We start from the raw sequence: 25753 nt of genomic DNA on the forward strand, positions 1-25753 counted from the left end.
AAAGGCTTTCAATGAGCATGAAATTAAATCAAGACGAAAAGCACAAAGAACTTCTAAAATACAGAGCATTGGTTTTGGCTACTATTGATTATTACCTAGACAATAAACAACTCGAAGTCAAAACTGTGGATTTTGATTCAGAAACTCATTTTCTTGAACTAAAGCTTATTACAGAAAAGTTTTTTGAATTAGGTCAACTTACACGTTTAAAAAGTTGGTTCAGAGATTTAACCGAAGTGCCAATTGAAGGCAGAGATTTTAAATTCAACCAATATATTAAAGAAAAAACCAATTATGATGTGGATATTTTTCAATCCTTTTTCGAGAAAATTGATAAGATTGTAAAACAAGGAAAAATCAAAACTAATCAACAATTTTATGATGTAAGAACGATGGTTGATTATCTTGAGGGTGATTGTTCTAAATCAAATGAGTTAAGAATTCAGAATTTGATTGAAATGCTGGATGATTTTGACCAAAAATTAAATTCAAAAAAATAATAAAATTCCTCTTTTAAGTCATGTCATGAAGTTTAAATAAAACGCCAAAGGCATGAAAGAATTGTAATAAAAATGAAATATTTCAATCCGAAATTATTTTACATTTAAATTAACCACATTAGAAACATAAGTCGTTCCGATTTGTGAATTGTTGATGCCCACGCAGGCTTTGTAATCTCCCGGTTTTGAAATGTTCAGAAATGAAATCTGAATGTCCAGTTCTTCTCCCGGAGCGAGGATGATTTTTCCCATTTCCACCAGCGGACTGTAAAGGATATTGTACTGAAAATCCTGGTAATAATTTACTGTAAACTGCAGATTGGAATTGCCGCCGATTTCGATTTCGCGGCTGTGGTAGTTGGTAATTTTCAGTCCTAAATTTATTTTTTCGCCCGCTGCCGTTTCCAGATTTGTCAGGGTTTTTACTTCCACCAGATGGTAAGTTTCGTATTCAGGAATTACTTTGAGAAAATAATCACGGTTTTTAAATCCTTTGAATGAATTTTCACTTTGCGTCCACGGTGAAATGAAAGTAATTGTTTTGCCATTCATTTCTTCCTCCCAGTTCCAAAGGTCAAACTGGCTTTTGCGGTTGCCCAGCGTTCTGTGCACTACTGCTCTTTGATCCGGATGAAAGAAGTTGTATACAGAAGCTTCCTGATATTTTTCAAAAACAGGATTTACAGGATTTAACTTTCCCGCATTTTCAGCAAATATTTCATTTTTAGTAAAAGGAGAAATGGACGGAACCGCAATCAAAATTCTTAATGCCAAAACCAAAGCGATTCCTGCAATACCCAATCCGATAAGCAAATTATTTTGCCTTTTGCCCCTTGCGTTTTGATTTAAAAATTCAACGTCCTGATACTCAATGCTTGTGTCTTGCGTCTCTGAGTAATTCCAATACATCAAAAGAATCATCGCGATAAAACTGATGAGCAGCCATTGAGGTTGTACGTTATCTTTGAGCAAAGAAAAAAGAAAAAATATACCCGGAATCACTGCAAGAGATAAAATACTTTTTCTGAACAAATCTTTGGATTTAAACCTAAAAATTGAATTAAAAATAAAATAACTTAACATTGGTGCAGCTCCCATAAAATACATTCCGAAATAATTCAAAACCCTTTGCCACTGGAAGCTGTCATCAGCGCTTCTCTCCATAAAATGGTAACGAAGCGGCGAGAAATCATGCGTGATAATCCAGATAGTATGCGGGAGATAAAGTACAATTCCAAACAAAATTGCTCCGTATAATTTTTTATTTTGGTAAAAATCTTTAATCAATGGAATCAGCGTGAAAATAATCACCAAAATCCCATGGTATTTGCTGTAAACCAATCCAGCCATGGAGAATCCCAGCAATAACGTGTTGGTTAAATTTTGGTTTGAAATAAATTTCTGCAAAACATACAAATACAGCAAAGTGAAAAACAGCAAAGGCGCATCAGGTGTAGTGATGAAGCTGAAAAAATGAATAATCAAAACCGATAAAACCGAAGTCCAGAAAAGTTTGACTTGATTCCGTGTTTTAGGTTTTAATATTTCCCACAAAAAGAAATACGAAAAAGAATTAAGTAAAACTGTGACCAATCTTACACCCAATTCATTTTGAAAAATACTGTATCCTAAAGAAATCCACCAGGCAACCATAGGCGGATGGTCAAAATATCCCCAATCCAAATTTTGCGACCATAGCCAATAGTAAGCTTCATCTTCGCTGATAGGCGTAAAAAATGCCTGCAAAATATTTACAGTTAGCATTATCAAAATTCCTATGATGAGTCGTTTGTCTGGCACGTGTAGATTTAATTAGTACAAAATAAGTTGATTTTTTGTAAATATCAAGCATTTAAACCTTTGAGGTTTTAGAAACCTAAAAGGTTTTTCACGAAATTCTTTTTTATATTTGATTCATGACATTCAAAACCAAAGAAAGCCGGCTGCTCATCATTCTCTCTGCATTTTTCGTTGCCAATACTGTTTTGTCCGAATTCATCGGCGTGAAAATATTTTCAGTAGAAAGAACTTTCGGTTTTGAACCAGTCAATTGGGAACTTTTCGGTGTGAAGGATTTGTCATTCAATATGTCGGCAGGAAGTTTGACCTGGCCGTTGGTTTTCATCATGACGGACATTATCAATGAATATTTCGGAGTAAAGCAAGTGAAATTTCTCTCTGTGATGACGGCTGCGTTGATTTTATTTTTGTTTGGAATGACTTGGATTTCGATTCAAACTATTCCTGCAGATTTTTGGGTAAATGAAAAAGTGGACGGGCAGGATCTGAATATGCACTTGGCATTTAATAAAGTTTTCGGTCAGGGAATGTGGATTATTTTCGGGTCGCTGACAGCATTTATCATCGGACAAATTTTAGATGTTTATATTTTCCACAAAATTAAAAAGGTAACAGGCGAAAAGAAACTTTGGCTGCGAGCGACGGGTTCCACAGTGGTTTCTCAACTGATTGATTCTTTTGTGGTTGCTTTCATTGCTTTTTATTTAAACCCCGCTTATGACTGGACTTGGCAGACGGTTCTGGCGATTTGTCTGGTCGGATATATTTATAAATTTACGGTTGCGGTTTTATTGACGCCTTTGCTTTATATCATTCATAAAATTGTGGATACTTTTTTAGGGAAAGATTTGTCGCAGAAGCTTTTGAAGGACGCGCAGTCGTAGTTTATTTTGAATGAAGAATTTTAAATTTTAAATGGACTCTCCAAAAGTCAACAAATTATTATCAGGGTCAAGCAAATGAAATTCCTTCATTCCCCAAGGAGTAGCTTTCAATGCACCGTTGGGGTGAATGGATGTTTTCTCATCTAAAAAATCCTGATAAACTTTCTCGATATTTTCTACACGAATGTAAACCTGACCGTAATTTTCTTTCGGGTTTAATTCTTTGAACAAAAAGAAATGAATTTCAATATTTCCTTTTTTGACCATCAGATAATCCGGAAATTCATCACTTCCAAATTGCTGGAAACCCAATTCGTTGAGGTAATAATTTTTGGTCGCCGATTTATCGCGCATCGGAAGTTTGGGGCAGATGGATGTAATCATTTTTTTTGTTTAAATATAATTATTTAAAAGTAGAAAAACCAATCAAATAAGGAACCAACGGATAACCTTTTGCTGAACGAAATCCAAAGTCAACTAAGATTTGATATTGTTTATTGGGTTCGAGATTTGATTCAAAAGTAAAAGATTTCTTATCATCAGAGAATCCTATAATCTTTGAAATTCTAAGTAAGTTATTTTCTCCAAGCGGTCCCAGTTCAAAATTCCTAAAATCGCTGTTCATTTCTTCCGAGAAATTAATCGTGAAAGTTTTGATTTCAGGATTTACATTTTGACTTCCATTGTCAAATTGGTGGATTCCAATCACTCTGGGTCTTGAGTTTTCAAATTCCTTTTTGTAAAATGACAAAGGATGATCAAAATATTTCGTTCTCTCTACAAATCTGATTAAATCATTTTCATTGTTGTAATCCAATTCGATCATTTCCTTTACTGCAGATTCTTTATGGGAAGATTGTTCGTAATATTTTTTACAAATCGCATATCCTACAAAATATCCTAAGTCGCGCATTCCAAATTGATTATTGGCATCATTCATTATCCAATTGTAAATATTTGGAGAAAACATTTCCTTTTGGAATGCAGTTTTGATTTTTTTTTGATTTTTAAATCCAAATTCAATTTGCGGATTCGGAGATTTTTGATTCAAAGCAATTTCAGCTAAAAACTCCGCAATACCTTCCATAATCGTTTGTGACAAAAGCGTATTTCCGATAGTTTCTTTTTGCTGTGTGTGGATGTATTCGTGAACATTCAAAAATATGACGTCTTTGATCGGTTCTGTATCGAAATAACTTCTCAGGTGCGGATAAACTACATCAAATTCAGATGTTATAACGGATTTGTCTGCCAAGGCAACTTCGCTACCGATAAGCGACATTCCATCTATGGTCGTACCACCGGTTCTCAAAATCCCGATTTCAAAATAGATATTGACAGGTTTCAAATCCGGATATATATTTTTCAAATTATTTACCGCTTTTTGAATGTCTTTGGAAAATTGATTCGATTTTAAAGTGTTTTTTCTGATAGATTGCCAGAATTTCGGATAATTATTGATGGCATAAATATATTCTTCCGCAGAATATCTTCTAGCTCTCATTATTCCATCCAAACCCGGCGTTCCTTTGTCGATGTAAAGTGTGTTTATTAAATCTAATTGTTTGACAGAATCTTTTTCCACAATAATTTTGTCATAAGCATTCCAAAAATTACCGATGTCAGAAGTGATGATTTTCTGGCTGAATACATTTATTGAAAACAATAAAATTAGGACTGGTAAGAATTTCATAGTTGAGTTTATTGAATCCAAATTTAATCAAACAAATCATCCATTCCTCCTGTACGCCATACTTTTGTATTCTCGGTAAGAACTTTTGGTTGTGTTTTCTTCGATTTGAGGACGTTTTTTAAACCAGTTTTTCATACGGTTATAATCAAGGAAATAGCTCACGCGAACCGAAAAACTGTTCAATTGCGGTTGGTCAAACAAATAATCAAAATTTTCTCGGAAACTCATCCTTGAAATTTCATCATAACTTTCCATCGAATTTCTGTAAAGTAATGATAACTGACTTCCCGGCGCAAACCACCAGCTGAAACGCAAATCGATGTTCCAACTGTTGTAAGTGGCATTGTGGTTGGTAGTATAATTTTCATCTGGAGTCAAATCTCCGTTTTCTTCTAATGTGAAATATTTATCATAAGTCACTTCAGTGTAATAATGTCTGAATGCTAGGCTCAAAGCCATTTTATCATTGAAAATGTATTGAGATTCCAAAGTGTTTTCGAGTGTGTTTCTGTCACGTTCACCAAAATAAATATTGCTTTCATCTCTGGAAACATAGCCTTGTTCTTTGTCAGAGAAAGTTGCATTTGAGAAATAATACAATTTCCATTTGTCTGAAATTCTGTAACGCGGCTCAAATTCAAAATACAATTTTCCTCTTCCATGCTGGTCATATTTATACCAATCTACCGTAGACTCTAATGCGAATTTTTTGCGAAAATCCGTTGATATCCAAACCCAAGGATCGTAATAAGCAGGAACTTTTACGTGACGCCCATGCACGCGTGGTTCGTAAATGTCATAATTTTCAAAGATTGTACTTTCAAATCCACCACCAAATCCAAAGAATTTTTTAGTTGTAAAACTTGAGTTAAAATTAAATACAAAGTTGTTGAACAAATCAGGTTCCAGTCTTCTATTGTAATTAAAATTAAAATTAAGGTTCAAATTGTTTAAAAATCCTTTTGGCTGCAAATATCTGTAACCGTAATAAGCGTAATAATTGATGTAATTCGTCTGTCCGGTATAACCCAAATCATCAATGTTGTAATCTTTGGTTCTGAAAAATATACTCGCTTGATAGCGGTGTTCACCGCTGATTTTTGCCGCCGCAATGCTACCTTCAGTTCCGAATTTCGTTTTTCCGTTCATTACCCAGCTTCCTTCCAGATTTCCCCAGTAATTCCAGGTTTTGGCTTTATTTGTCAAATCAAAATAAACACCAGAAGCATTTGCATCTCGGAAATCGCCTTCACGAAGTGTATTTGTGTTGACAAATGAAATGGAATTGTTGTCGCCAAATCGTTGGTCCAAAACCAAAACATTGTAATTGGCAAGTGGTTCTACAACCGATTTTCGGGATTGAAGACTTTGTGAATCGTAAATTTTGGCGTAAGTTTTTTCTGTAATCGCATTGAAAATCCCGATTCCTAGGTTCTTTTCAGTTCTCCCTGAAATTTTAAATGCATTGATCAAATCTACTCTTGCAGGAAATTCAGTTATTTCTTCATTTTCACCCAAGTCAGGATAACCGGTCGGGTAACCGCCAATTCTTCTGGAATAAAATAAATTTCCTTTGTTAAACAATTCCGTTCCTTCCGTAAAAAATGGACGCTGTTCCGCATATTGAACTTCAAATGCAGAAAGGTTCAGAACCGCATTGTCAAATTTGGTTTGTCCAAAATCTGGAATCAAAACCATGTCTAACGTGAAAGCATCATTGATTCCATATTTCAAATCCATTCCGCCGTTGAAAACGAACTCAGATTCACCATCATAACTATTCAAATAAGTCGAAACATAGGGCTGAAATGAAAGTCTGGTAGGGGTTTCTATATTTTGGATCCCATGAATTTCTCCGTCATAAGTTGAAAATGCACCTTTGGTATTGTCAACAAAATTCCAGCTGTAACGGCTTCGCGTTCTTCTAAATTCACGTTCTATCTGTAGTCCCCAGGTTTGGATATCTTTTTTCGGAAATCGAACTTCTGAATAAGGAATGAACAATTCCGCTACCCAGCTGTCCGCATTGATTTTCACCGCGCTGTACCAAACGCCATTCCAAGAACTATCCTCATTTCCATTGGTCATTTTGGCATCATACTGAACACCTGCTGCCGTCACGATGAACTGTAAACTTTGCTGGCGGTCGTTGTAACCATTTAACAAAATGAAAAAGAAATCATCATTTCCGATGCCGTCGCGTTCGGTTAGTTCTTTCAGGATTTTATCGGGTTCTGGATCGTACATTGTTGCACCAAAATAAATTCCCAAATCATCGTAAACCACTTTCACTTCGGTACGTAGGCTGTCAGGAATAGGTCTTCCGTTGGTAGGATTTCTTTCTACAAAATCTTTAGCAATTGCCGCATTTTGCCATGCCAAATCATCTAAAACACCATCAATTTTTGGTGCATCTGAAATCTTTGTGATGTTCAGTTTTTTTCTGGAAATGGAATCCAATTCCTGTCCTTTGACAAAAATTGCCAGTAATAATATGGTAATTGCAAATACGGTTTTCAAAATCAGGTGCATTGAATTTTAGTTTTTTAATAGACGATGGGAAATTTGAAATGTTACAAATTAATTATTCGAATTGTTTTAAAATCCAACTCATGGTATCTTTTGAATCCATTATATTCCAAGAATGTGGATGTTTAAGTCCGTTAAGTCTTTTTCCCTTGTTGAAAGTTGTTATTAATTCTGCGTTTTTGTGTCCTTTGAGTTGAAGTAAATTTATCATTGCGGAAATATTGGTGCAATTCAAATCATATAAATCTCTGTGTCTTTGTTCTAATTGCCACTCGATACCCGGTTCTGTGTAAATTCTGATGGGAATATTAAGTAAATATTTTGCATTTCCGCCATCTTCTTTTCGATAAGTAAACATAGAATATTTTTCATATTCTTTCGGAAATTCAGAAGGGCTTCCTCCAAAATTTTGAATTAAATCATTCAAGATAAATTTTGCCTCGCTTACCCCAATTTCAGAAAAATTTCTTTTGATTTCTCGTTCGCTTCTTTGGTACATTTGTTCAAAATCCAAAGGAACATCAATTGCAAAAATCGCTTTAGGAATGAACGAGGTATTTTGATCTCTAACCGCTCTTTCAGCAAAGGTTATGGAAAGCATACCGCCTCCAGAAAAACCACCCAAAACAATTTTATTTTTTTCAATATTATATTCTTTCATCAATTGAATCGCAATTTTATTTGTATAATTTACTTCTTCAATCATTTTCGTAGTGTCATTAGAAAAATGAGGGAGAATTACCAAAAAATTATTTTTAGAAGCCAATTTTGGAAGTTCAATTTGTTTGAGAACATCTTCTGGAATTTCTCCACCACCATGAAATAAAAACAAAATAGCAGTTGGTTTGTTTTTAGGGATGATTTTTAAATAATAATCTTCCGAATTTTGGAGTTGAATTTTTTCAGTTTTCTGAGCAGAAGCTTTAAAAGAAAAAACAAAAAGTAAGGCTATGATTATTCTGTATTTCATTGGATTATAGTTTATTAATAAATGATGAGAAAATTTAAATGTTAAAAGGAATAAATTAATAAAAAGCAGTGTACAGATTTTTGTTCAATTTTAGGTAAATGAATTCATTCTTTAAATCCAGAACGATGTTGAACCTTTTCAAGATGCTGTTCCCGTAAAATCCTGCAATTTCTTTGGTAGCATGAACGCCACTCGCTGATTGTGACAAATCGATTGGAACTTCGTACAAAGACTTATTGCCTAAATGTATTTCCGGTGCGAGAACAACAGGACTTTCGTACTTTGATCCGTCTGAACCTTGTGAAATGGCCAATCCGATTTTTTTCATCTTTTCTTCAAATTTATTTTTAACGGAATAAAAAGGCGAAATCGTCAATGTATTATCGGCGCCTGTATCCAAACCAAAAAATCCGGAATATTTTTTACCATTCACCCACAATGCACTTTTAATTGTGGGATAATTTTCTACGTAATGAATTTTAAATTTTTCATAACTTTTTAAATCATTTTGATAACTTGAAATTTCATAAAACCTCAATTCACTTTTGTCATAATCGATTTCAATGATGTGTTTGCTCATTAGGTTTGTCCCAAAAACACCGTCAAATTGAGTAGTTTCATAAGGGATAATCGGCAATGGTACACCCGTTGCTGTAATTCCACCAAACAAAATTGTATTGCTCGAACTTACATCAACCATATTGCTTCCGTTTGAACCAATGTTGAGTGTTTGACTGTCAATTTTCAGATTTAATTTCTCGAGCGATTGTCCATTGATCACCGTTCCATCTGCTCCAGTATCAAAAAGAAATTTCAAACTATCCGTTTCATTGATTTTGCAATAAATGTAAATCCCATTATTTTCCAAAGTGAAAGGAACAACTGAAATGGAATTGCTTTGTCCGAAAACTGAAAAACTTATCAGACAAAGCAAAATGGATTGAAACGAACTCATTATTTTTTAGGTGGATTTGGCGGGGTTGGAGCCTTTGGTGAACCTAAAGCTTCTGAAATCTGATCGCCCATATCTTCAAATTTCAATCGAAAAGATTTCGTTACTTTTTCAAAATCCATTTCCATTTCGATTTTACCCGTACGAACGCTTACGCTGTATCCTTTCCCTTCCCAGATTGCCGTTCTATCTGTTTTTTGGGTTGGTTCTCCTAAGTTTTTAATGATTACATTTTGAGCCGCTTTCGTTTTATCACCGTCAAATTTTGCAGTGTAAGAATAATCATCGTCATCACTGTGAACGGAAATAGATAAATTAGAAGATGAAGTTGTAGAACTTGAACTCGACTTTGAAGTTTGTGCGCCCAACATCGCAGAAAGCAATGTCAAAGCAATAATGGTGATAATGTTTTTCATAATTGATGTGTTTTAAATTTGATGAGACAAAATTCATACATCCCAAAAACAAAATGGGTTAATCCTAGGTTAATGATGAGTTAATGGCTTAAATTGCTGATGGAGAATTGGTTTTCTTAATTAATTTTGTCCTGATAATTTAAAATGAAACAACAAAACCAAGTCAAATTATTAATAATCACCTGCTTTCTGATTTTAGGGGGACTTATTTCCATTCAATATTATTTGATTCGCAATACTTATCAGTTGACTTCGGAAACCTATGTAAATGACGTCAAAAAGGAAATTGCACCTGTTGTGGAAGCGCCTGAATTGGACAGTCTCGAAGACCATTTTATGGAAAGGGTCAAAAAACTCTGTTTGCAACAATCTCAAGACAGCATTTCTATGGCGGAATTCAAGAGAAGTATTTATTACACAGCAGATTCCATCCGCAGGTTGAGTGATAATTTTTTACAATCGCAGGTCAGTGATTATCCGATTTTAAATGAAATCAAACTCCGCATACAGTTGACGCAAATTATATTTGATTCGAACGGTGTTTACGATACTTTACTAAAGATCAAAGACAAACCGATTGTTTTTATCGGTAAATCTTTTGAAAATAAAGCTTTTAATATCAATATAGGAACCTCACATTCTTCCGTTGATCTTGAAAACGATTCTATCAAAAACGGAATCAAATACTTTTACAAACATACGCAAACGGCAGATATTGACATTTCCAACTTTCAACAAAAAGTTTGGGGAAAAATGATGTGGATGCTCATTGCCGCTGTCGGATTGATTTTAGCAGTTATTTTTCTATTTTTCTGGATGTATCGTTCATTAATCAAACAGAAAAAAATTGCGGAAATAAAAACAGATTTCGCCAACAATATCACCCACGAACTCAAAACGCCAATGGCTTCGCTAGCATTGATTATCAAATCTTTGAAAAATGAAGAAATCAATCAAGATGCTGAAAAAAGAATGGAATTGATCCAAGCTTTAGAACGTCAAAATAAACGTATTCAAAATATAACTGACCGCGTTTTAGAAAGTTCGATGAATTATCAAAATGAATTAAAAAAAGAAAATATCGTTCAGTTTTTAAAAGAAACTTCTTCTGATTTTAATTCTGAAACGCATTCGTTCAAAACCGATATTAATCCTGAAGAATTTTATGCAAAAACAGATTTAAGCCAGCTAGAAAGAGTTATCCAAAATGTTTTGGAAAATGCACAGAAATACAGCCCGAAAAATTCAGAGATTTTATTGAAATCTTATGAAAATAATTCTGAATATATAATCGAAATTCATGACCAAGGAAAAGGAATTCCAGCTAATGAACAAACAAAAATATTTGACAAATTTCACCGTGTTTCAGAAGGGAATCAGCACAATATAAAAGGTTTGGGATTAGGTTTGTATTTGAGTAAACAAATTATGAAAAGCCTTGGCGGAACGATTTCGGTCAAAAGTAAATTAGGCGAAGGAAGTACATTCATCTTAAAAATTCCTGTTGTATGATTCGTGTTTTGATTGTGGAAGATGATTTGGATTTGGGTAATCTGCTCAAACAATATCTAGAATTAAATAGTTTTTCCGTTAACCGTGTGTTTGATGGAATTGAAGCACGCGAAGAATTAAAATCAAACGAATATGACATCGCCATTTTAGACGTCATGATGCCGCGGGAAGACGGATTTGAATTGGCACAAAAAATCCACATTCAACACCCAAATCTTCCATTTTTGTTTGTAACAGCGCGAAAATTAAAAGAAGATGTTTTGACCGGATTGAAATTGGGCGCTGACGATTACATCACAAAACCTTTTGATGCCGACGAATTAATTCTCAGAATTAAAAACATTTTGAAACGAAAACAAAATGCCATTCCGCCAAAAATTGATACGTATCAAATGGGGCTTTTCACTTTCGAACCGGAAAATTTTGCATTGATTTCTCATCATTCAACCAAAACTTTGACCGAAAAAGAAGTGCAGCTGTTGAGTTATTTCATCCAGCACAAAAATCAACTGATCAAAAGAAATGAGATACTCAGCCATCTTTGGGAAGAAGCAGATTTTTTCAGCGGCAGAAGTCTTGATGTCTTTGTCAGCCGTCTTCGCAAATATCTTTCAGAAGACCCATCCATCCAGATTGAAAGCGTAAGAGGAGTAGGTTTTCGATTTTTGGTGTGAAACTTATGCTACCTGACCAAAATCAACCCGCAATAAATAGTTAAAATCCAATAGAATTCTTACTTTTGCGACACAAAATTAAATAAGATGAATCTTCACGAATACCAAAGCAAAGAGATTTTAAGCAAATATGGCGTAAAAATTCAAAAAGGAATTGTAGCCGAAACTCCAGAAGCTGCTGTAGAAGCTGCTAAAAAATTAACCGAGGAAACCGGAACAGGGTGGCACGTAGTGAAAGCCCAAATCCATGCTGGTGGACGCGGAAAAGGCGGAGGAGTGAAATTAGCTAAAAACCTTGACGAGGTAAAACAAAAAGCGTCCGAAATCATCGGTATGCAGTTGATTACACCTCAGACTTCTGCTGAAGGGAAAACGGTTCATCAGGTTTTGATAGCTGAAGATGTTTATTATCCTGGCGAGTCTGAAACGGAAGAATTTTATGTTTCAGTTTTATTGAACCGAGCGACGGGTAAAAACATGATCATGTATTCTACTGAAGGTGGTATGGACATCGAAGAAGTAGCTGAACACACACCGGAAAAAATCTTTACAGAAGAAATCGACCCGGGTGTAGGTTTACAAGGATTCCAGGCTCGTAAAATTGCTTTCAACTTAGGTTTGAGCGGTGCGGCTTTCAAAGATTGTGTGATTTTTATCGATGCATTGTACAAAGCATTTATCGGAATCGACGCTTCTATGTTTGAAATCAATCCGGTATTGAAAACTTCAGACAACAAAATAATCGCAGTAGATGCAAAAGTAACTTTGGATGGAAATTCACTTTTCCGTCACCAAGATTTGGCTGCATTGCGCGATAAAAGAGAAGAAGATGCAACAGAAGTTGAGGCGGATGAAGCAGGTTTGAACTTCGTAAAATTAGACGGAAACGTAGGTTGTATGGTAAATGGAGCGGGATTGGCGATGGCTACTATGGACATCATCAAACTTTCTGGCGGTAACCCTGCAAACTTCTTGGATGTTGGAGGAACGGCTGACGCAGAGCGTGTTGAAAAAGCATTCCGTATCATCTTGAAAGACGAAAACGTAAAAGCAATTTTGATCAATATCTTTGGAGGAATCGTTCGTTGTGACCGTGTGGCACAAGGGATCTTAGATGCTTACAAAAACATGGGCGACGCTATCAAAGTTCCAATCATCGTTCGTTTGCAAGGAACCAATGCTGAAATCGCTAAGAAAATGATTGACGATTCAGGATTAGAAGTTCTTTCTGCAATCACTTTGCAAGAAGCAGCAGACCGCGTAAAAGCTGTGGTTGCTTAATTTTTTAGAAATAAAAATTACAAGTATAAATTTAAAAGGAACTCAATTCGGGTTCCTTTTTTTATTAATTTAACCAAAGAAAATACTATACCTAAATGAAGAAAAAATATATCTGGATTCTCAGTATTTTATTGACTCTGGTTTTCATATCCTTTCCGTTATTTCATCTTTTGAAAACAAAATTGAAAGAATCAGATGCCGCTATAAATTTATCCGCAGGATATACAAATGATGCGAGTCGGTTAAATCTTACTAAAGTTGATACTATTATAAAAGTTCCTGCGGATAAGTTGGAAATGGAGTTACAATTGCGCTCCATTTTGAAACACGCACAGCAAAATAATCTTAAAATTTCAATTGCTGGCGCACAGCATAGCATGGGCGGTCATACGATTTATCCTGATGGGATCCTACTCAATATGCTACCGTATAATCACATGCAATTAGATAAAGAAAATGATGTTTTGACTATAGGTTCTGGTGCACTTTGGGAAGACGCCATAAAATATTTGGATCAATATGGGAAGTCCATTATGGTCATGCAGGCTTTTAGTTCATTTTCCGTAGGTGGTTCCATAAGCGTAAACGGACATGGCTGGCAAAAAGATTTACCGCCGGTTTCCTCAAGTGTTCTTTCATTTACTTTGATGAATGCTCAAGGCGAAATATTGAATTGTAGCAGAGAAGAAAATCCTGAATTATTCAAGCTTGTGGTGGGAGGTTATGGGCTTTTTGGAATTATCTTGGATATCAAATTAAAAGTTGTAGACAATGTTGCGTTGAAATACAAATATATTCGTTTAAGTCCTGAAAATTACGTGGCTCATTATCATAAGTTTGTTTCGCAAAATCCTGATGTAAATCTCGTTTTTGGAAGGCTCCGTATTTCAGATAAACATTTTTTAGAGGAGGCAACAATCAATTTTTTTGAAAAAACATATGATAAACCGTTACCAATAGTTGAGCAAAATGCTAAAAATTTTGAAGCAAAGCGACTGGTATTCAGAGGCAGTGTAGATAGTGAATATGGAAAAAGATTACGTTGGGATTTGGAAACAGGAATGAATAAAATAACGAAAAATAGTATTTACTCTAGAAATGAATTGCTCAATGACCATGTATCATTAATTGAAAATAAAGATTCAAATTCTACAGATTTACTTCAGGAATACTTCATCCCGGAAAGAAATTTTGTGCAATTCATTCAAGATATTAAACCCATTCTCCAAAAATCTAAACTTGATTTACTCAACATCACAATCCGTCGTGTTCATAAAGATGAAGATGCTTTTATGAATTTTGCAAGAGAAGACGTTTTCGGTTTTGTGTTTTTATTCAACCAAAAGAAAACATCGGAACAAGAAAGTGAAATGAAAATCCTTACAAATCACTTGGCAGATGCAGCGATAAAGAATCAGGGAACATTTTATTTGCCTTACAGATTGCACATTGACAAGGAAAAGATGAGAAAAGTTTATCCGCAAGCAGATATATTTTTTGAACAAAAAAAGAAATACGATTCACAAGAAATTTTCAGCAATAAGTTTTATGAACATTATAAATAAAGCAGACCAAAGACCATTATATTTGTAAAACTAAATTCAAATAACAAGATGCAAGACCCAAAAAGTTTAACTTCCGTAGCCGAATTTCACAAAACATTTCAGCACCCTATATTAGATACACCTCAAATTCCTTCTGAAGCCCGTTGCAACCTACGCGTTTCCCTCATCGAAGAAGAATTAAAAGAACTCGAAGAAGCCATCGCTGACAACAACATCGTAGAAATTGCAGATGCTCTTTGCGACATCCAATATGTACTTTCCGGCGCGATTCTGGAATTTGGATTGAAAGATAAATTCTCCGATTTATTTGACGAAGTTCAGCGTTCCAACATGAGCAAAGCCTGTAAAACGGTCGAAGAAGCAGAGGCAACGATGCAACATTATCTTCAAAAGGACGGAACAGAAAGTTATTATAAAGAAGTGGACGGATTGTTTTTGGTATTCAGAAAAGGAGATCACAAAACTTTGAAATCCATCAATTATTCGCCTGCAGATTTGAAAACTATTTTGGATAGATAAAATAACAACAAACCCTTATTTATGTGGAGGTAAGGGTTTGTTGTTGAGTGAATTTATAGATTTTAATTCTCATAATACTCAAAAGCATCAATGATATCTAAATATACACCATCAAAATTTGCGTCAATAATTTTTTTCAGGTAAGAATTTTCATTTCCGTAAATGATGCTTTGCCAATCAGTATTCCAATACTTAACCTTGAAATTGCCTGCCCAATCTGGATTTTCTGCGTCTAACCATTCGGGTGGATTATTGTTCCAACTGCTTAGCCAATAGTACCTGTAATTTTCAGCTTCACCGATGGACATATAAGAAATAACCAATCTTTTTCCGCCGTTGGACTTACTTTTTAGGTAATTAATCTCATTTTGTGTAAAAGATGTTCCATCTTTGAAATATAAGTCCATAATCAAAAGGTCGTAATTTGTAGAGACTACTGCATTGATGAATTCATTTTTTGTATTGAAATTAGAAGTATTAATCAGATAAAGAAAATTCTTTACCTGAGAAATCTGCGTAACAACATTTGCATTTTCCTGATGAATTGGATTTGGGAACGTTGGAATAACATTTAATTCTCTTTCATTCGCAGCAAATGAAATAAAACCAGCATTTAAGTTTTGATTATATGAACTTTCAACTTTTGATTGCGTAGAACAATAATCTGTAACCAAAATCACCTTTCCCGCATTTTTCGAGACATCCAATAATTCACGCAAATAATTATTATCCCGGGTATGTGTCGCGACATCATCCTCATCATATCCGAAAAACAAATCCTCCTGACCGTTGGCGTCAATCGCATTCAGATAAGACTGATGCGGCTGTCCCGAAATATCACCATTGCCAGAAACGAGCTCAATTCCATTTTGAGGAATGATGCTGAAGTTGGGATTGATGGATTTTGCATATTGGCTGATGCCAATTACAAACTCACGCATTTCTTGTTTGTATTCTGTTTCATTTTCACTTCCGGAACTATTGTCATCATCTTTTTGGCAGGAAAAAATGAATGAAAAGACGACGAATAGGATTGCGATATTTGTTTTCATATATCTTAAAATTAATCTCGAGATGGAAATGATTCAGATATATAACGTGAAAAAAGAATTTTAATTCAAAATTTCATTCATTTCAGTCAATATGATTGGTTTTCCATCCGTAACGACAATTGTATGCTCATGTTGTGCCATGTATCCGCCTTTATCACCTACCATAGTCCAGCCGTCATTGAGTTCTACCGCATAAGTGGAAGAAGTCGAAATGAAAGTTTCAATCGCTACAACCGAATTTTTTCTAAAACGCCTTTGGTCATTTCTATTTTTATAATTCATTAATTCATCCGGTTGTTCATGTAGGCTTCTGCCGATGCCATGTCCACCCAGATTTTTGATGACTTTGAAACCTTTCTTTTTGGCTTCGGTTTCCATGATGTGACCAATGTCTGAAATTTTTACGCCACCTTTTATGTTGTTCAGCGTTTTCTTTAAAATTTCTTTGGATGCATCTACCAGTTTCTGATGTTGATGGATGTCATTTCCAAGCACAAACGAAGCACCATTATCAGCCCAAAAACCATTCAATTCAGCAGAAACATCGATGTTGATGAGGTCACCTTCTTTAAAAATTCTTTTATTAGAAGGAATTCCGTGGCAAAATTCATTCTCCACACTGATACAAGTCCATCCCGGAAATCCATAAGTGAGATGAGGCGCGGATTTCGCTCCGAATTCTTCCAGAATTTTTGCGCCGTATTCATCCAGCTCTTTTGTATCCATCCCTGGCTGGGCATAATTCATCATCTGCTTCAGAGTGTAAGCAACAGCTCTGCAGGCTTCTTGCATTCCAGTTAATTCAGATTCATTTGTAATTGACACTATTTTATGATTTTAAGTTATTGCTAAATTAATTAAAAATAGCCAAAACGTTTAGTTTGTAGAAATTGGATTTTTAATTTAGCATTTGTATAGTTGTTTATTCTTAAAGTAAAAAACCTTGTACGGGTTAGGGTTTCCGACAAGGTTTTCTTAGATTCAAGTATAATAGTGGGTTAAAAATATTTCAAATCATAATTAATGTAAAAAATCTTATGTTTTTGCCTCAAACAAAAGGTAGTTGAGTTTTCATGACATTAATTTTTTTGCAAATCTCAGTAAATTGATAACATCAAAAAATACCTCAAAAGGGGGATTTTTTTGTTAGTTTTGTGGGATTATCAAGAATGGAAAACGAAGACAATTTTATTTCTGAAAGTAAGGAACATGTTTTGAATAAAGTTTGGAGCAATTATCCGAATGTGATGAACTATGAAAATAAGTCGATTAAGTCACCTTCTATTCAACGTTACATCGCAGAAATATTTGCGGCAGGAGAATTTTATTTCTACGTGCTCAGCATCGGTGATAGTTCGCTTTCCCACCACCATGAAAACATTTTGAAAATGCATGGATTGGAAGAGTATCCTAGGCATTTGAAAGATATAATTGATTTGATTCATCCTGACGATATTCCATTTGTAATCGAAGCAGAAAGAATGGCAATTGAAAAAATGATGGAAATTGGTTTCGAGCATCAGTTAAATTTGAAAAGTTCTTATTGTTTCCGCATGAAAACCGGAAAAGGAAATTATGAACTTTTTTACCATCAGGCATTGCACACTCTCAAAGATGAAAATGACAGATTGTTGCAGGCAATTAACATTCACACAAATATTCAGCATATTACGCAGGAAAATTCGTACACCGTTTTGATTTCCGGAATAGGAGAGAGGAACGATTTTCATCAGATGAATTACCAAGCCAATAAAACTATTACCTCAGGTATTCATAAAAAATTAACCAAAAGAGAACTTGAGATACTTACTTTTCTCGCAAAAGGCTTCACAGGAAAAGAAATTTCAAACATTCTCAATATTTCTGAGCATACCACGCGTACACATCGTAAAAATTTACTTCAAAAATTAAATGCAAGAAATACTTCTGATCTTGTAAGGCAGGCATTTGAAAATGCAATTGTTTAAATTTTATCAAAATAAAAAAGATTCCCCTTTTGAGAGAATCTTTCAAACTAATATTATATTTTTTGATTATTTTCCTTTGTATGGGCTCGCGTTGTAATATGCCAAGGCTTTTGGCATGATAGCCTGAATCTGTGCAATTCTATTTCCCGGATTTGGGTGCGTGCTCAAAAATTCAGGAGTTCCTGAACTTCCCGATGCTTGTTGCATTCTTTCCCAAAAAGCCGTAGCTTCCTGCGGATTGTATCCAGCCATAGCCATCAAATAAAGCCCTGCTTCATCAGCATCCAATTCCATTTTTCTTCCATAGCGTAACAAACCAACTTGTGCAACGGCTGGGTAATACTGATTGAAAATATTTGCCCATTGATCATTTGAAATCGCACCGCTGGCAATTTGGCCGCCGTATTGAGCAACTACCGCTTGGCTCATTTGCTCTGCACTGTGACCTGCCAATGCATGCGAAACTTCATGCCCCATTACCACAGCAACCCCCGTCTCATTTTTACAAACAGGTAGAATTCCTGAATAGAAAGCAACTTTTCCCCCTGGCATACACCAGGCATTCAATTGATTGTTTTGGATTAAAGTAAATTCCCACTCGTAGCCTTGTAACGATTGTGAAAGTCCTTGTTCTTTATAAAATTTTTCTGCTGCGTATTTGATTCTTTGCCCTACATTGTTGATCATTTTTGCATCGGCAGAAGTTTTATCTATTTTACTTTCTCCTAAAACCTGATCATATTGAGCAAATGCTTGTGGGAAAAGTTGTGCGTTTGATACCAAAGAAAGTGATTGTCTTCCTGTCAAAGGATTGGTCGCGCAACTCCAGATCAGAAGAATCATTAAAGGTAAAATTGCAATTTTTTTCATCTTATTAGGTTTTTATTATAGTGTCAAAATTACAATTATTGTTCCAAAACTAACGGCCTAATTTACGTTTGATTTCGTTTAGTTTCATCAATGCTTCAACAGGTGTAAGTGTATTAATGTCAATTCCTAAAAGTTCTTCGCGAATCGTTTCCAGAATCGGGTCATCTAATTGAAAAAAACTCAATTGCATATTTTCTTCCGTAATTTTTTTTGTCTTGTCTGAAATTTTTTCATTCGAATGAGAATTTTCCAATGTTCCCAAAACTTCATTTGCTCTTTTCAAAACCTTTTCGGGCATTCCAGCCAGTTTTGCAACGTGGATTCCAAAGCTGTGTTCGCTTCCGCCCGGAACCAATTTGCGCAAAAACAAAATCGTATTTTGCATTTCTTTGACGCTCACATTGAAATTTTTAATTCGTGGAAATGATTTCGTCATTTCATTCAATTCATGGTAATGCGTGGCGAATAATGTTTTCGGTTTAAATTTATGTTCATGGATGAATTCTGAAATCGCCCACGCAATCGAAATCCCATCATAGGTACTGGTTCCACGCCCGATTTCATCCAAAAGAATTAAACTTTTATCTGATAAATTATTGAGGATGCTCGCTGTTTCATTCATTTCCACCATGAAAGTTGATTCGCCCGAAGAAATGTTATCCGAGGCACCGACACGTGTAAAAATTTTATCAACTAACCCGATTTTTGCATTTTTTGCCGGAACGAAACTTCCCATTTGCGCCATCAAAACAATCAAAGCAGTTTGTCGCAATAAAGCGGATTTACCTGACATATTCGGTCCGGTAATCATGATGATTTGCTGTTCATTTGGAAGTAATGAAACAGAATTTGCAATATAAGTATCACCGATTTTCAATTGTTTTTCGATGACCGGATGACGACCGTCTTCGATGATCAAATCTGAACTTTCATTGATTTCGGGTTTTATGTAATGATTTTGTTCCGCCAATTCAGCAAAAGAAGAAAGTACATCCAACTGCGCGATGACCTGTGCAGATTTCTGCAATTCATCTAAATGTTCCAGCATTTCTGCCAATAAATTCTGAAATAATTGTGTTTCCAAACTCAGGATTTTCTCTTCTGCACCGAGAATTTGTGTTTCGTATTCTTTCAATTCTTCGGTGATGTATCGCTCTGCATTTACCAAAGTTTGCTTGCGGATCCAGTCCTCCGGAATTTTGTCTTTATGCGTATTTCGGATTTCTATGTAATACCCAAAAACGTTGTTAAATGAAACTTTTATACTTGGAATTCCCGTTCGATTTGTTTCACGAATGCGTAAATCTTCGAGGTAATCTTTCCCTTTGGTTTGTAAATTTCTGAGTTTGTCTAATTCCTCTGAAACTCCTTCTGCGATTACATTTCCTTTGACCAGCTGGTGTGGAGGCTCGGCAGAAAGCGTTTGAAATAAATTTCTGTAAACATCTTCCCAATCCTTCAAAGCATCAATTAGAAAACTGATTTTTTTGTCTTTATTTAATTTGGATTTAATTTCTTGGATAAATTCTAAACTTTGACCCACCAAAAGTAATTGTCTTGGTGTTATTTTCCCAGTAGAAATCTTGGCTGCCATCCGTTCCAAATCAGATAATTTGCCCAAGTTTTCTCTGACGAAATTTCTTTTTTCATCATTTTTCAGGAAAAATTCAACGATGGTTTGCCTCAATTTAATTTTTTCTAAATCTTTCAAAACCATTACCATCCATCGGTTGAGCAAACGCCCGCCCATCGGCGTGCATGTTTTGTCTAAAATATGAAGCAACGTCGTGGCGTTGAGATGTGGTGAATGGATCAATTCCAAATTTCGAATCGTAAACGGATCCATCCACACAAAACTGTTGGCATCCAATCGTTGGATTTGTGTGATATGCTGAATTTCAAAATGATGCGTTTCATCTAAATAAGAAAAAACTGCACCTGCAGCAATTGTTCCCAATAACTGATTTTCAATTCCGAATCCTTTCAAGGATTTTACTTTGAAATGTTGTGTCAATTTGTCCAAAGCATAATCATACTGAAATGCCCAATCTTCAATCTGAAACGAACTTTTGATGTCAGAAACATCGATTTTTTTTCTTTTTTGGTAAATCACTTCGCTCGGACGAAAACTTTGCATCAGTTTTTTCAGATGTTCCAAATTTCCTTCAGAAACCAAAAATTCTCCGGTTGAAATGTCTAAAAGCGCAATTCCATACAGTTCATTTTCTGTATGGATAGCCATCAAAAAATTATTGGTTTTGGCAGAAAGAACTTCATCATTTAGTGCAACTCCGGGCGTAACTAATTCCGTAACGCCACGTTTGACGATGGTTTTGGTCATTTTCGGGTCTTCCAATTGGTCGCAAATAGCGACGCGCAATCCGGCACGAACCAATTTCGGCAAATAAGTATCTAAGGAATGATGCGGAAATCCCGCGAGTTCCTTTTGTTCTGAACCGTTGTTTCTTTTAGTCAAAACTATATCAAGAATCCGCGATGCACGAATGGCATCTTCACCAAAAGTTTCGTAGAAATCACCCACACGAAATAGGAGCAAAGCGTCTGGATATTTTGCTTTGATACCATTGTATTGCTTCATTAGTGGGGTTTCTTGCTTTGCCAATTTTTTTTGATTTTGAGGTTGCTAATTTAACCAAATTATAGCGTTTAACCTTTGAGTGTTTATAAAATTATAAAAAGAAGATTGATTGTGAAATGCGATTAATTAACGAATTTTGCAAAATGAGAAAACTAAAGTTAGAAGAATTAGGACGGATTTCGGTGGATGATTTCAAGAGTGTGGAAAAAATCCCGGTTGTGGTTATTTTGGATAACATCAGAAGTATGCATAACATCGGTTCAGTCTTCAGAACGAGTGATGCTTTTCTCATCGAAAAAATTTATTTGTGCGGAATTACGGCAACACCGCCTAACAAAGAAATTCGCAAAACAGCTCTGGGAGCGACAGAGAGTGTAGATTGGGAATATGTACAAGAAATTAATGAATTAATTCCTCAATTGAAATCGTATGGATTTAAAATTTTATCGATTGAACAAACTGAAGGAAGCACAAATCTCTCTGATTTTAAATTAAACCCAAATGAAAAATATGCGGTCATTTTTGGAAATGAAGTCGATGGCGTACAGCAATCGGTAATTAACCAAAGCGATTTCTGTTTGGAAATTCCGCAGGGCGGAACGAAACATTCGCTTAACGTAAGTGTTTGTGCAGGAATTGTTTTGTGGGAGTTTTTTGTTAAATTAGAAAAAAAATAAACATCCATCATCCCGCCTAATATCATGCATGCAAAATCTCCTGCACATGTTTTTTAATGTTTTCTGAAATTTTCTCAATTGGTAAATCATCTGAATCCGTTCCAAATGGATCTTCAATGGATTCGGCGATTAATTCAAGCGAAGCCAAAACATAAAAAATAAAGGGAACCGCCAAGATCACAAAATAACCGATGGAAAATACATATCCGACTGGTAAAGTAGCAACGTAAATCACGATGAATTTTTTCAAAAAGGAAGTGTAAGATTGCGGGATGGGTGTGTTTTTAATTCTTTCACAAGCACCGCAAATATTGGTAAAATCCTGAATTTCGTTATTTAGTGTAATCAATTGATCACCTGAAATTTTTCCTTCCTGATATAGATTATTTATTTTTTTGTACATCAAAGCAGCGATTTGATTCGGACCATGTTTTTGCGATTCAAATTTGTGCTCCAATTCTTCAGAATCGTCCAGCATAAAAGTTGTATAATCTGAACGCAGATAAGTAAACAAAGAACTGGCAAACATCGGGACTATTTTTCTGAAAAAATGACGGTTATTTTTATCATTTTCATCGAGCATAGCATTCATCTTGATGGCAAATGTGCGGCTGATATTAGTCAGACTTCCCCATTGCTTTCGTGCTTCCCACCAACGGTCATAAGCAGTATTTGTCCTGAAAACAAGCAATAATGACAATGCAAAACCGAGCAAACTGTGCACTACGGTAATGTTTCCTACCCAGCTTTTTTGAGCCATTTTCAGGTATTCCAATTCAAGATAGGCGACTCCTGCAGAAAATGCCGCAGTCAAAATAAGATATGGATAGAGTTTGCGTAAAGTATCGGATTTGTGAACGAACAAAACCGAGTGAAACCATTCTTTTGGATTGTAAATTTGCATGTGCAAATATAAATTCTTCTTCAAAGTTGCGGAAGTTAAATCCATCCGAAACTGATATTTCTTACTTTTGCGTAGAAATGAATTTAATTCAGAAAATTTTAATTTATCCTTTTATCGGCTTGGTAAGGTTTTACCAACTTGCGATATCTCCGTGGATGGGAAGCAATTGCAGGTTCAGCCCGACTTGTTCGCATTATATGATTGAAGCTTTGAAAACGCACGGATTGATAAAAGGTTTATATTTGGGGACGAAAAGGATTTTCAGATGCCATCCGTGGGGCGGAAGCGGCTATGATCCGGTACCGAAAAAAGAAAAAATATGAGTAATTTTTTAGCAATTGTCTGGGATATCAACCCGGTTTTATTTGACATTGGATTCATCAAAATCCATTATTACAGTTTGATGTGGATTTTGGCATTTGTCATGGGTTGGTATGTGATGAAACATATATTTGAAACAGACAAAGTGGATATCAAAATCCTTGATCCTTTGTTTCTTTATGCTTTCTTGGGAGTAGTTATTGGAGCAAGGTTAGGAGAATTATTTTACAATATAGACTCATACTGGGGACAGCCCATCGGACAAGTTTTGATTGAAGTTTTCTTACCGGTTCAGAAAAATCCGGAAGCATCGACGATGTTTGGATTGTTGCAAGGCTATGAATTTTCCGGTTTCAGAGGGTTGGCTAGTCATGGTGCGGCCTGTGGGTTTTTGATTACCGCTTATTTGTTCAACCGAAAATATTTGAAAAAGAATTTGTTGTGGTTGCTTGACAGGGTTGCGCTTACAGTTCCGTTGGGTGGTGCTGCTATTCGTGTGGGGAATTTTATCAATGGCGAAATTGTGGGGACTCCTACCAATTTACCCTGGGCTGTTGAATTTAAAAATCAAAGTGCAGAATATGGGGAAATCGTAGGTCGCCATCCATCTCAATTATATGAAGCAATTGGATATGTAATTATTTTCTTTATTATTTGGCATTTTTATAAAAGGACAAACAAAAAATTTCAGCTTGGATTTATCTTCGGATTGTTCTTCGTTTTACTTTGGTCGGTTAGATTTTTTGTAGAATTTTTCAAAGAAAGCCAGAATAAATCTTCGGGTGAATTTGTTGCTAAAACGATTGATATTGGATTGAATAACGGACAGATCCTGAGCATTCCTTTTATTTTATTGGGATTAATTATCATGATTACTTCCAAAAACAGAATTTATAAAGATTAAAAATTTAACATAAATGAAAAAGATATTTTTTGCGTTAGGCATCATCTCATTGGTAATTTCTTGCGAGAAAAAAGATGCTGCAGTTTCTGATGGGGCTAATGAGGTTGTAGAGATCCCATTCAAGAAAGAAGGCGAATTGGAATTCATCAACGCAAAGGGCGAAGCTTTCAAAAAAATAGACATCGAAATTGCAGAAACAAACAACGAGCGTGCGCGTGGTTTGATGGATCGCTCAAAAATGGAAGAAAACAATGGAATGATCTTCATTTTCGGAGATGATGAAATCAGACCGCATACTTTTTACATGAAAAATACAAGAATTCCTTTGGACATTATGTATTTCTCAAAAGATTCCGTTTTGATAAATATTGCAAGGAACGCACAACCCGGCGCGGACTCTGAACAAGGAGGCGGAACGGTTGCCGGAGCAGCTTCTGATTCGAAATTTGTAGTTGAAATCAATGGTGGTTTGGCTGATGTTTGGGGAATCAAAGAAGGAGAAACAAAAATCCGCTGGAATACAGTGAATTAAAAATAATTCATAAATTTAAACCTTAACTAAAAATTCATAAATATGGGAATGTTGAAAGAATTCAAAGAGTTTGCAATGCGCGGAAATGTAATCGACCTGGCAGTGGGTGTGGTTATTGGTGGTGCATTTGGTAAGATCGTTACTTCGTTGGTGGATGATGTCATCACACCTGCGATTTTGACTCCAGCACTCAATGCTGCCAATCTTGACAATTTAAGTCAATTGGTGATTCCTGGAACGGCAATTAAATACGGTAATTTTATTTCGAATGTAATTTCTTTCATGATCATTGCTTTTGCTTTGTTTTTGATTATTAAAGGAATTAATCAGCTTCAAAAGAAAAAAGCCGCAGAACCAGCTGCACCTCCTGCTCCGACAAAAGAAGAAGTTCTTTTAACAGAAATCAGAGATTTACTGAAAGAGAAGAATTAATTAAGGATTCTATAAAAGTAAAAAGCTCATCTTTGGATGGGCTTTTTTTGTTTTTGAAATTGGAAAAGCAAATTATTTAAGTCTGAGAGAAATAAAAACTTAATCAATAGTCAATGTAATCATATTTCTACCCGTTTGCTATGTCAATTAATTTCGTTCTTTTCGCAACTCTCATATTGAGTGATTTTATTGAAAATGAG

The 25753-nt window shown here is 35.3% G+C and carries 25 protein-coding genes; 13 read left to right on the forward strand and 12 right to left on the reverse strand.

Translation table 11 applies throughout. The annotated features are described in order from the left end of the window. Positions 1–11: 11 nt before the first annotated feature. A complete protein-coding gene (locus tag B8977_RS11645) occupies positions 12–500 on the forward strand; it encodes a hypothetical protein (RefSeq protein ID WP_143736487.1) in 489 nt (162 codons plus the stop codon). A gap of 93 nt (positions 501–593) precedes the next feature. On the opposite strand, the gene B8977_RS11650 is transcribed toward B8977_RS11645, so the two are convergent. Continuing rightward, a complete protein-coding gene (locus B8977_RS11650) occupies positions 594–2300 on the reverse strand; it encodes an ArnT family glycosyltransferase (RefSeq protein ID WP_084017904.1) in 1707 nt (568 codons plus the stop codon). Between the two features lie 116 nt (positions 2301–2416). Between B8977_RS11650 and B8977_RS11655 the strand changes: the two genes are divergently transcribed. Continuing rightward, entirely contained in the window at positions 2417–3184 is a 768-nt protein-coding gene (locus B8977_RS11655) for a queuosine precursor transporter (protein WP_084017905.1), read from the forward strand. A gap of 27 nt (positions 3185–3211) precedes the next feature. Here the strand turns inward: B8977_RS11655 and B8977_RS11660 are convergent, their stop codons facing one another. The 6 genes from B8977_RS11660 to B8977_RS11685 all read right to left on the reverse strand — a co-directional run bounded on the left by B8977_RS11660 (position 3212) and on the right by B8977_RS11685 (position 9744). Further along, a complete protein-coding gene (locus B8977_RS11660) occupies positions 3212–3568 on the reverse strand; it encodes a bleomycin resistance protein (RefSeq protein WP_084017906.1) in 357 nt (118 codons plus the stop codon). Between the two features lie 19 nt (positions 3569–3587). Then, on the reverse strand, positions 3588–4877 hold the full coding sequence (locus tag B8977_RS11665; RefSeq protein ID WP_084017907.1) for a DUF2268 domain-containing putative Zn-dependent protease: 1290 nt from the start codon (positions 4875–4877) through the stop codon (positions 3588–3590). Positions 4878–4913: 36 nt separating this feature from the next. After that, positions 4914–7397 carry a DUF5916 domain-containing protein gene (locus tag B8977_RS11670; RefSeq protein ID WP_185116613.1) on the reverse strand — a complete coding sequence of 828 codons (2484 nt, stop codon included), beginning with the start codon at positions 7395–7397 and terminating at the stop codon, positions 4914–4916. Positions 7398–7461: 64 nt separating this feature from the next. Then, positions 7462–8376 (reverse strand): alpha/beta hydrolase, encoded by a 915-nt coding sequence (locus B8977_RS11675; protein WP_084017908.1) that lies wholly within the window; start codon positions 8374–8376, stop codon positions 7462–7464. Between the two features lie 55 nt (positions 8377–8431). After that, positions 8432–9331: a retropepsin-like aspartic protease gene (locus B8977_RS11680; protein ID WP_084017909.1), complete on the reverse strand. Its 900-nt coding sequence runs from the start codon at positions 9329–9331 to the stop codon at positions 8432–8434. Continuing rightward, entirely contained in the window at positions 9331–9744 is a 414-nt protein-coding gene (locus B8977_RS11685; RefSeq protein WP_084017910.1) for a hypothetical protein, read from the reverse strand. Before B8977_RS11685 ends, B8977_RS11680 begins: the two co-directional genes overlap by 1 nt. Before the next feature lie 144 nt (positions 9745–9888). On the opposite strand from B8977_RS11685, the gene B8977_RS11690 reads away from it, so the two are divergent. From B8977_RS11690 to B8977_RS11710, 5 genes are all read left to right on the forward strand, one after another. Further along, on the forward strand, positions 9889–11256 hold the full coding sequence (locus B8977_RS11690; protein ID WP_084017911.1) for a sensor histidine kinase: 1368 nt from the start codon (positions 9889–9891) through the stop codon (positions 11254–11256). Further along, positions 11253–11930, forward strand: coding sequence for a response regulator transcription factor (locus B8977_RS11695; protein WP_084017912.1), 678 nt, complete (start codon positions 11253–11255; stop codon positions 11928–11930). Before B8977_RS11690 ends, B8977_RS11695 begins: the two co-directional genes overlap by 4 nt. Before the next feature lie 87 nt (positions 11931–12017). Beyond that, the gene (gene sucC, locus B8977_RS11700) at positions 12018–13211 is read left to right on the forward strand and encodes an ADP-forming succinate--CoA ligase subunit beta (RefSeq protein WP_084017913.1); all 1194 of its coding nucleotides are present in this window, start codon (positions 12018–12020) and stop codon (positions 13209–13211) included. 95 nt (positions 13212–13306) lie between these two features. After that, on the forward strand, positions 13307–14776 hold the full coding sequence (locus B8977_RS11705; protein WP_084017914.1) for an FAD-binding oxidoreductase: 1470 nt from the start codon (positions 13307–13309) through the stop codon (positions 14774–14776). A 48-nt stretch (positions 14777–14824) separates the two neighbouring features. Continuing rightward, complete coding sequence (locus B8977_RS11710; RefSeq protein ID WP_084017915.1) at positions 14825–15295, forward strand: pyrophosphohydrolase domain-containing protein; 471 nt, start codon at positions 14825–14827, stop codon at positions 15293–15295. A gap of 62 nt (positions 15296–15357) precedes the next feature. On the opposite strand, the gene B8977_RS11715 is transcribed toward B8977_RS11710, so the two are convergent. Next, positions 15358–16347 (reverse strand): endo alpha-1,4 polygalactosaminidase, encoded by a 990-nt coding sequence (locus tag B8977_RS11715; RefSeq protein ID WP_084017916.1) that lies wholly within the window; start codon positions 16345–16347, stop codon positions 15358–15360. Between the two features lie 60 nt (positions 16348–16407). Beyond that, positions 16408–17172, reverse strand: coding sequence for a type I methionyl aminopeptidase (gene map / locus B8977_RS11720; protein WP_084017917.1), 765 nt, complete (start codon positions 17170–17172; stop codon positions 16408–16410). A gap of 344 nt (positions 17173–17516) precedes the next feature. Here map and B8977_RS11725 point away from each other — a divergent pair, with 344 nt between their 5' ends. Next, positions 17517–18314: a LuxR C-terminal-related transcriptional regulator gene (locus tag B8977_RS11725; protein WP_084017918.1), complete on the forward strand. Its 798-nt coding sequence runs from the start codon at positions 17517–17519 to the stop codon at positions 18312–18314. A 66-nt stretch (positions 18315–18380) separates the two neighbouring features. Here B8977_RS11725 and B8977_RS11730 read toward each other — a convergent pair whose 3' ends face one another. Further along, on the reverse strand, positions 18381–19184 hold the full coding sequence (locus B8977_RS11730) for a M48 family metallopeptidase (RefSeq protein ID WP_084017919.1): 804 nt from the start codon (positions 19182–19184) through the stop codon (positions 18381–18383). 49 nt (positions 19185–19233) lie between these two features. Then, positions 19234–21783 (reverse strand): DNA mismatch repair protein MutS, encoded by a 2550-nt coding sequence (gene mutS, locus B8977_RS11735; RefSeq protein WP_084017920.1) that lies wholly within the window; start codon positions 21781–21783, stop codon positions 19234–19236. 143 nt (positions 21784–21926) lie between these two features. On the opposite strand from mutS, the gene B8977_RS11740 reads away from it, so the two are divergent. After that, positions 21927–22460, forward strand: coding sequence for an RNA methyltransferase (locus B8977_RS11740; RefSeq protein ID WP_084017921.1), 534 nt, complete (start codon positions 21927–21929; stop codon positions 22458–22460). Positions 22461–22482: 22 nt separating this feature from the next. On the opposite strand, the gene B8977_RS11745 is transcribed toward B8977_RS11740, so the two are convergent. Then, positions 22483–23364: a bestrophin family protein gene (locus tag B8977_RS11745; protein WP_084017922.1), complete on the reverse strand. Its 882-nt coding sequence runs from the start codon at positions 23362–23364 to the stop codon at positions 22483–22485. A 77-nt stretch (positions 23365–23441) separates the two neighbouring features. On the opposite strand from B8977_RS11745, the gene yidD reads away from it, so the two are divergent. The 4 genes from yidD to mscL are packed head-to-tail and all read left to right on the forward strand — an operon-like array spanning position 23442 to position 25553. Beyond that, positions 23442–23687 carry a membrane protein insertion efficiency factor YidD gene (gene yidD, locus B8977_RS11750; RefSeq protein ID WP_084018028.1) on the forward strand — a complete coding sequence of 82 codons (246 nt, stop codon included), beginning with the start codon at positions 23442–23444 and terminating at the stop codon, positions 23685–23687. Further along, a complete protein-coding gene (gene lgt, locus B8977_RS11755) occupies positions 23684–24589 on the forward strand; it encodes a prolipoprotein diacylglyceryl transferase (RefSeq protein WP_084017923.1) in 906 nt (301 codons plus the stop codon). The genes yidD and lgt overlap by 4 nt, the downstream gene beginning before the upstream one ends. 13 nt (positions 24590–24602) lie before the next feature. Then, entirely contained in the window at positions 24603–25121 is a 519-nt protein-coding gene (locus B8977_RS11760) for a DUF192 domain-containing protein (protein ID WP_084017924.1), read from the forward strand. 42 nt (positions 25122–25163) lie between these two features. Next, positions 25164–25553 (forward strand): large-conductance mechanosensitive channel protein MscL, encoded by a 390-nt coding sequence (gene mscL / locus B8977_RS11765; protein ID WP_084017925.1) that lies wholly within the window; start codon positions 25164–25166, stop codon positions 25551–25553. The last annotated feature ends 200 nt before the right edge of the window (positions 25554–25753 follow it).

Source organism: Moheibacter sediminis (assembly GCF_900176425.1).
Lineage (GTDB): Bacteria > Bacteroidota > Bacteroidia > Flavobacteriales > Weeksellaceae > Moheibacter > Moheibacter sediminis.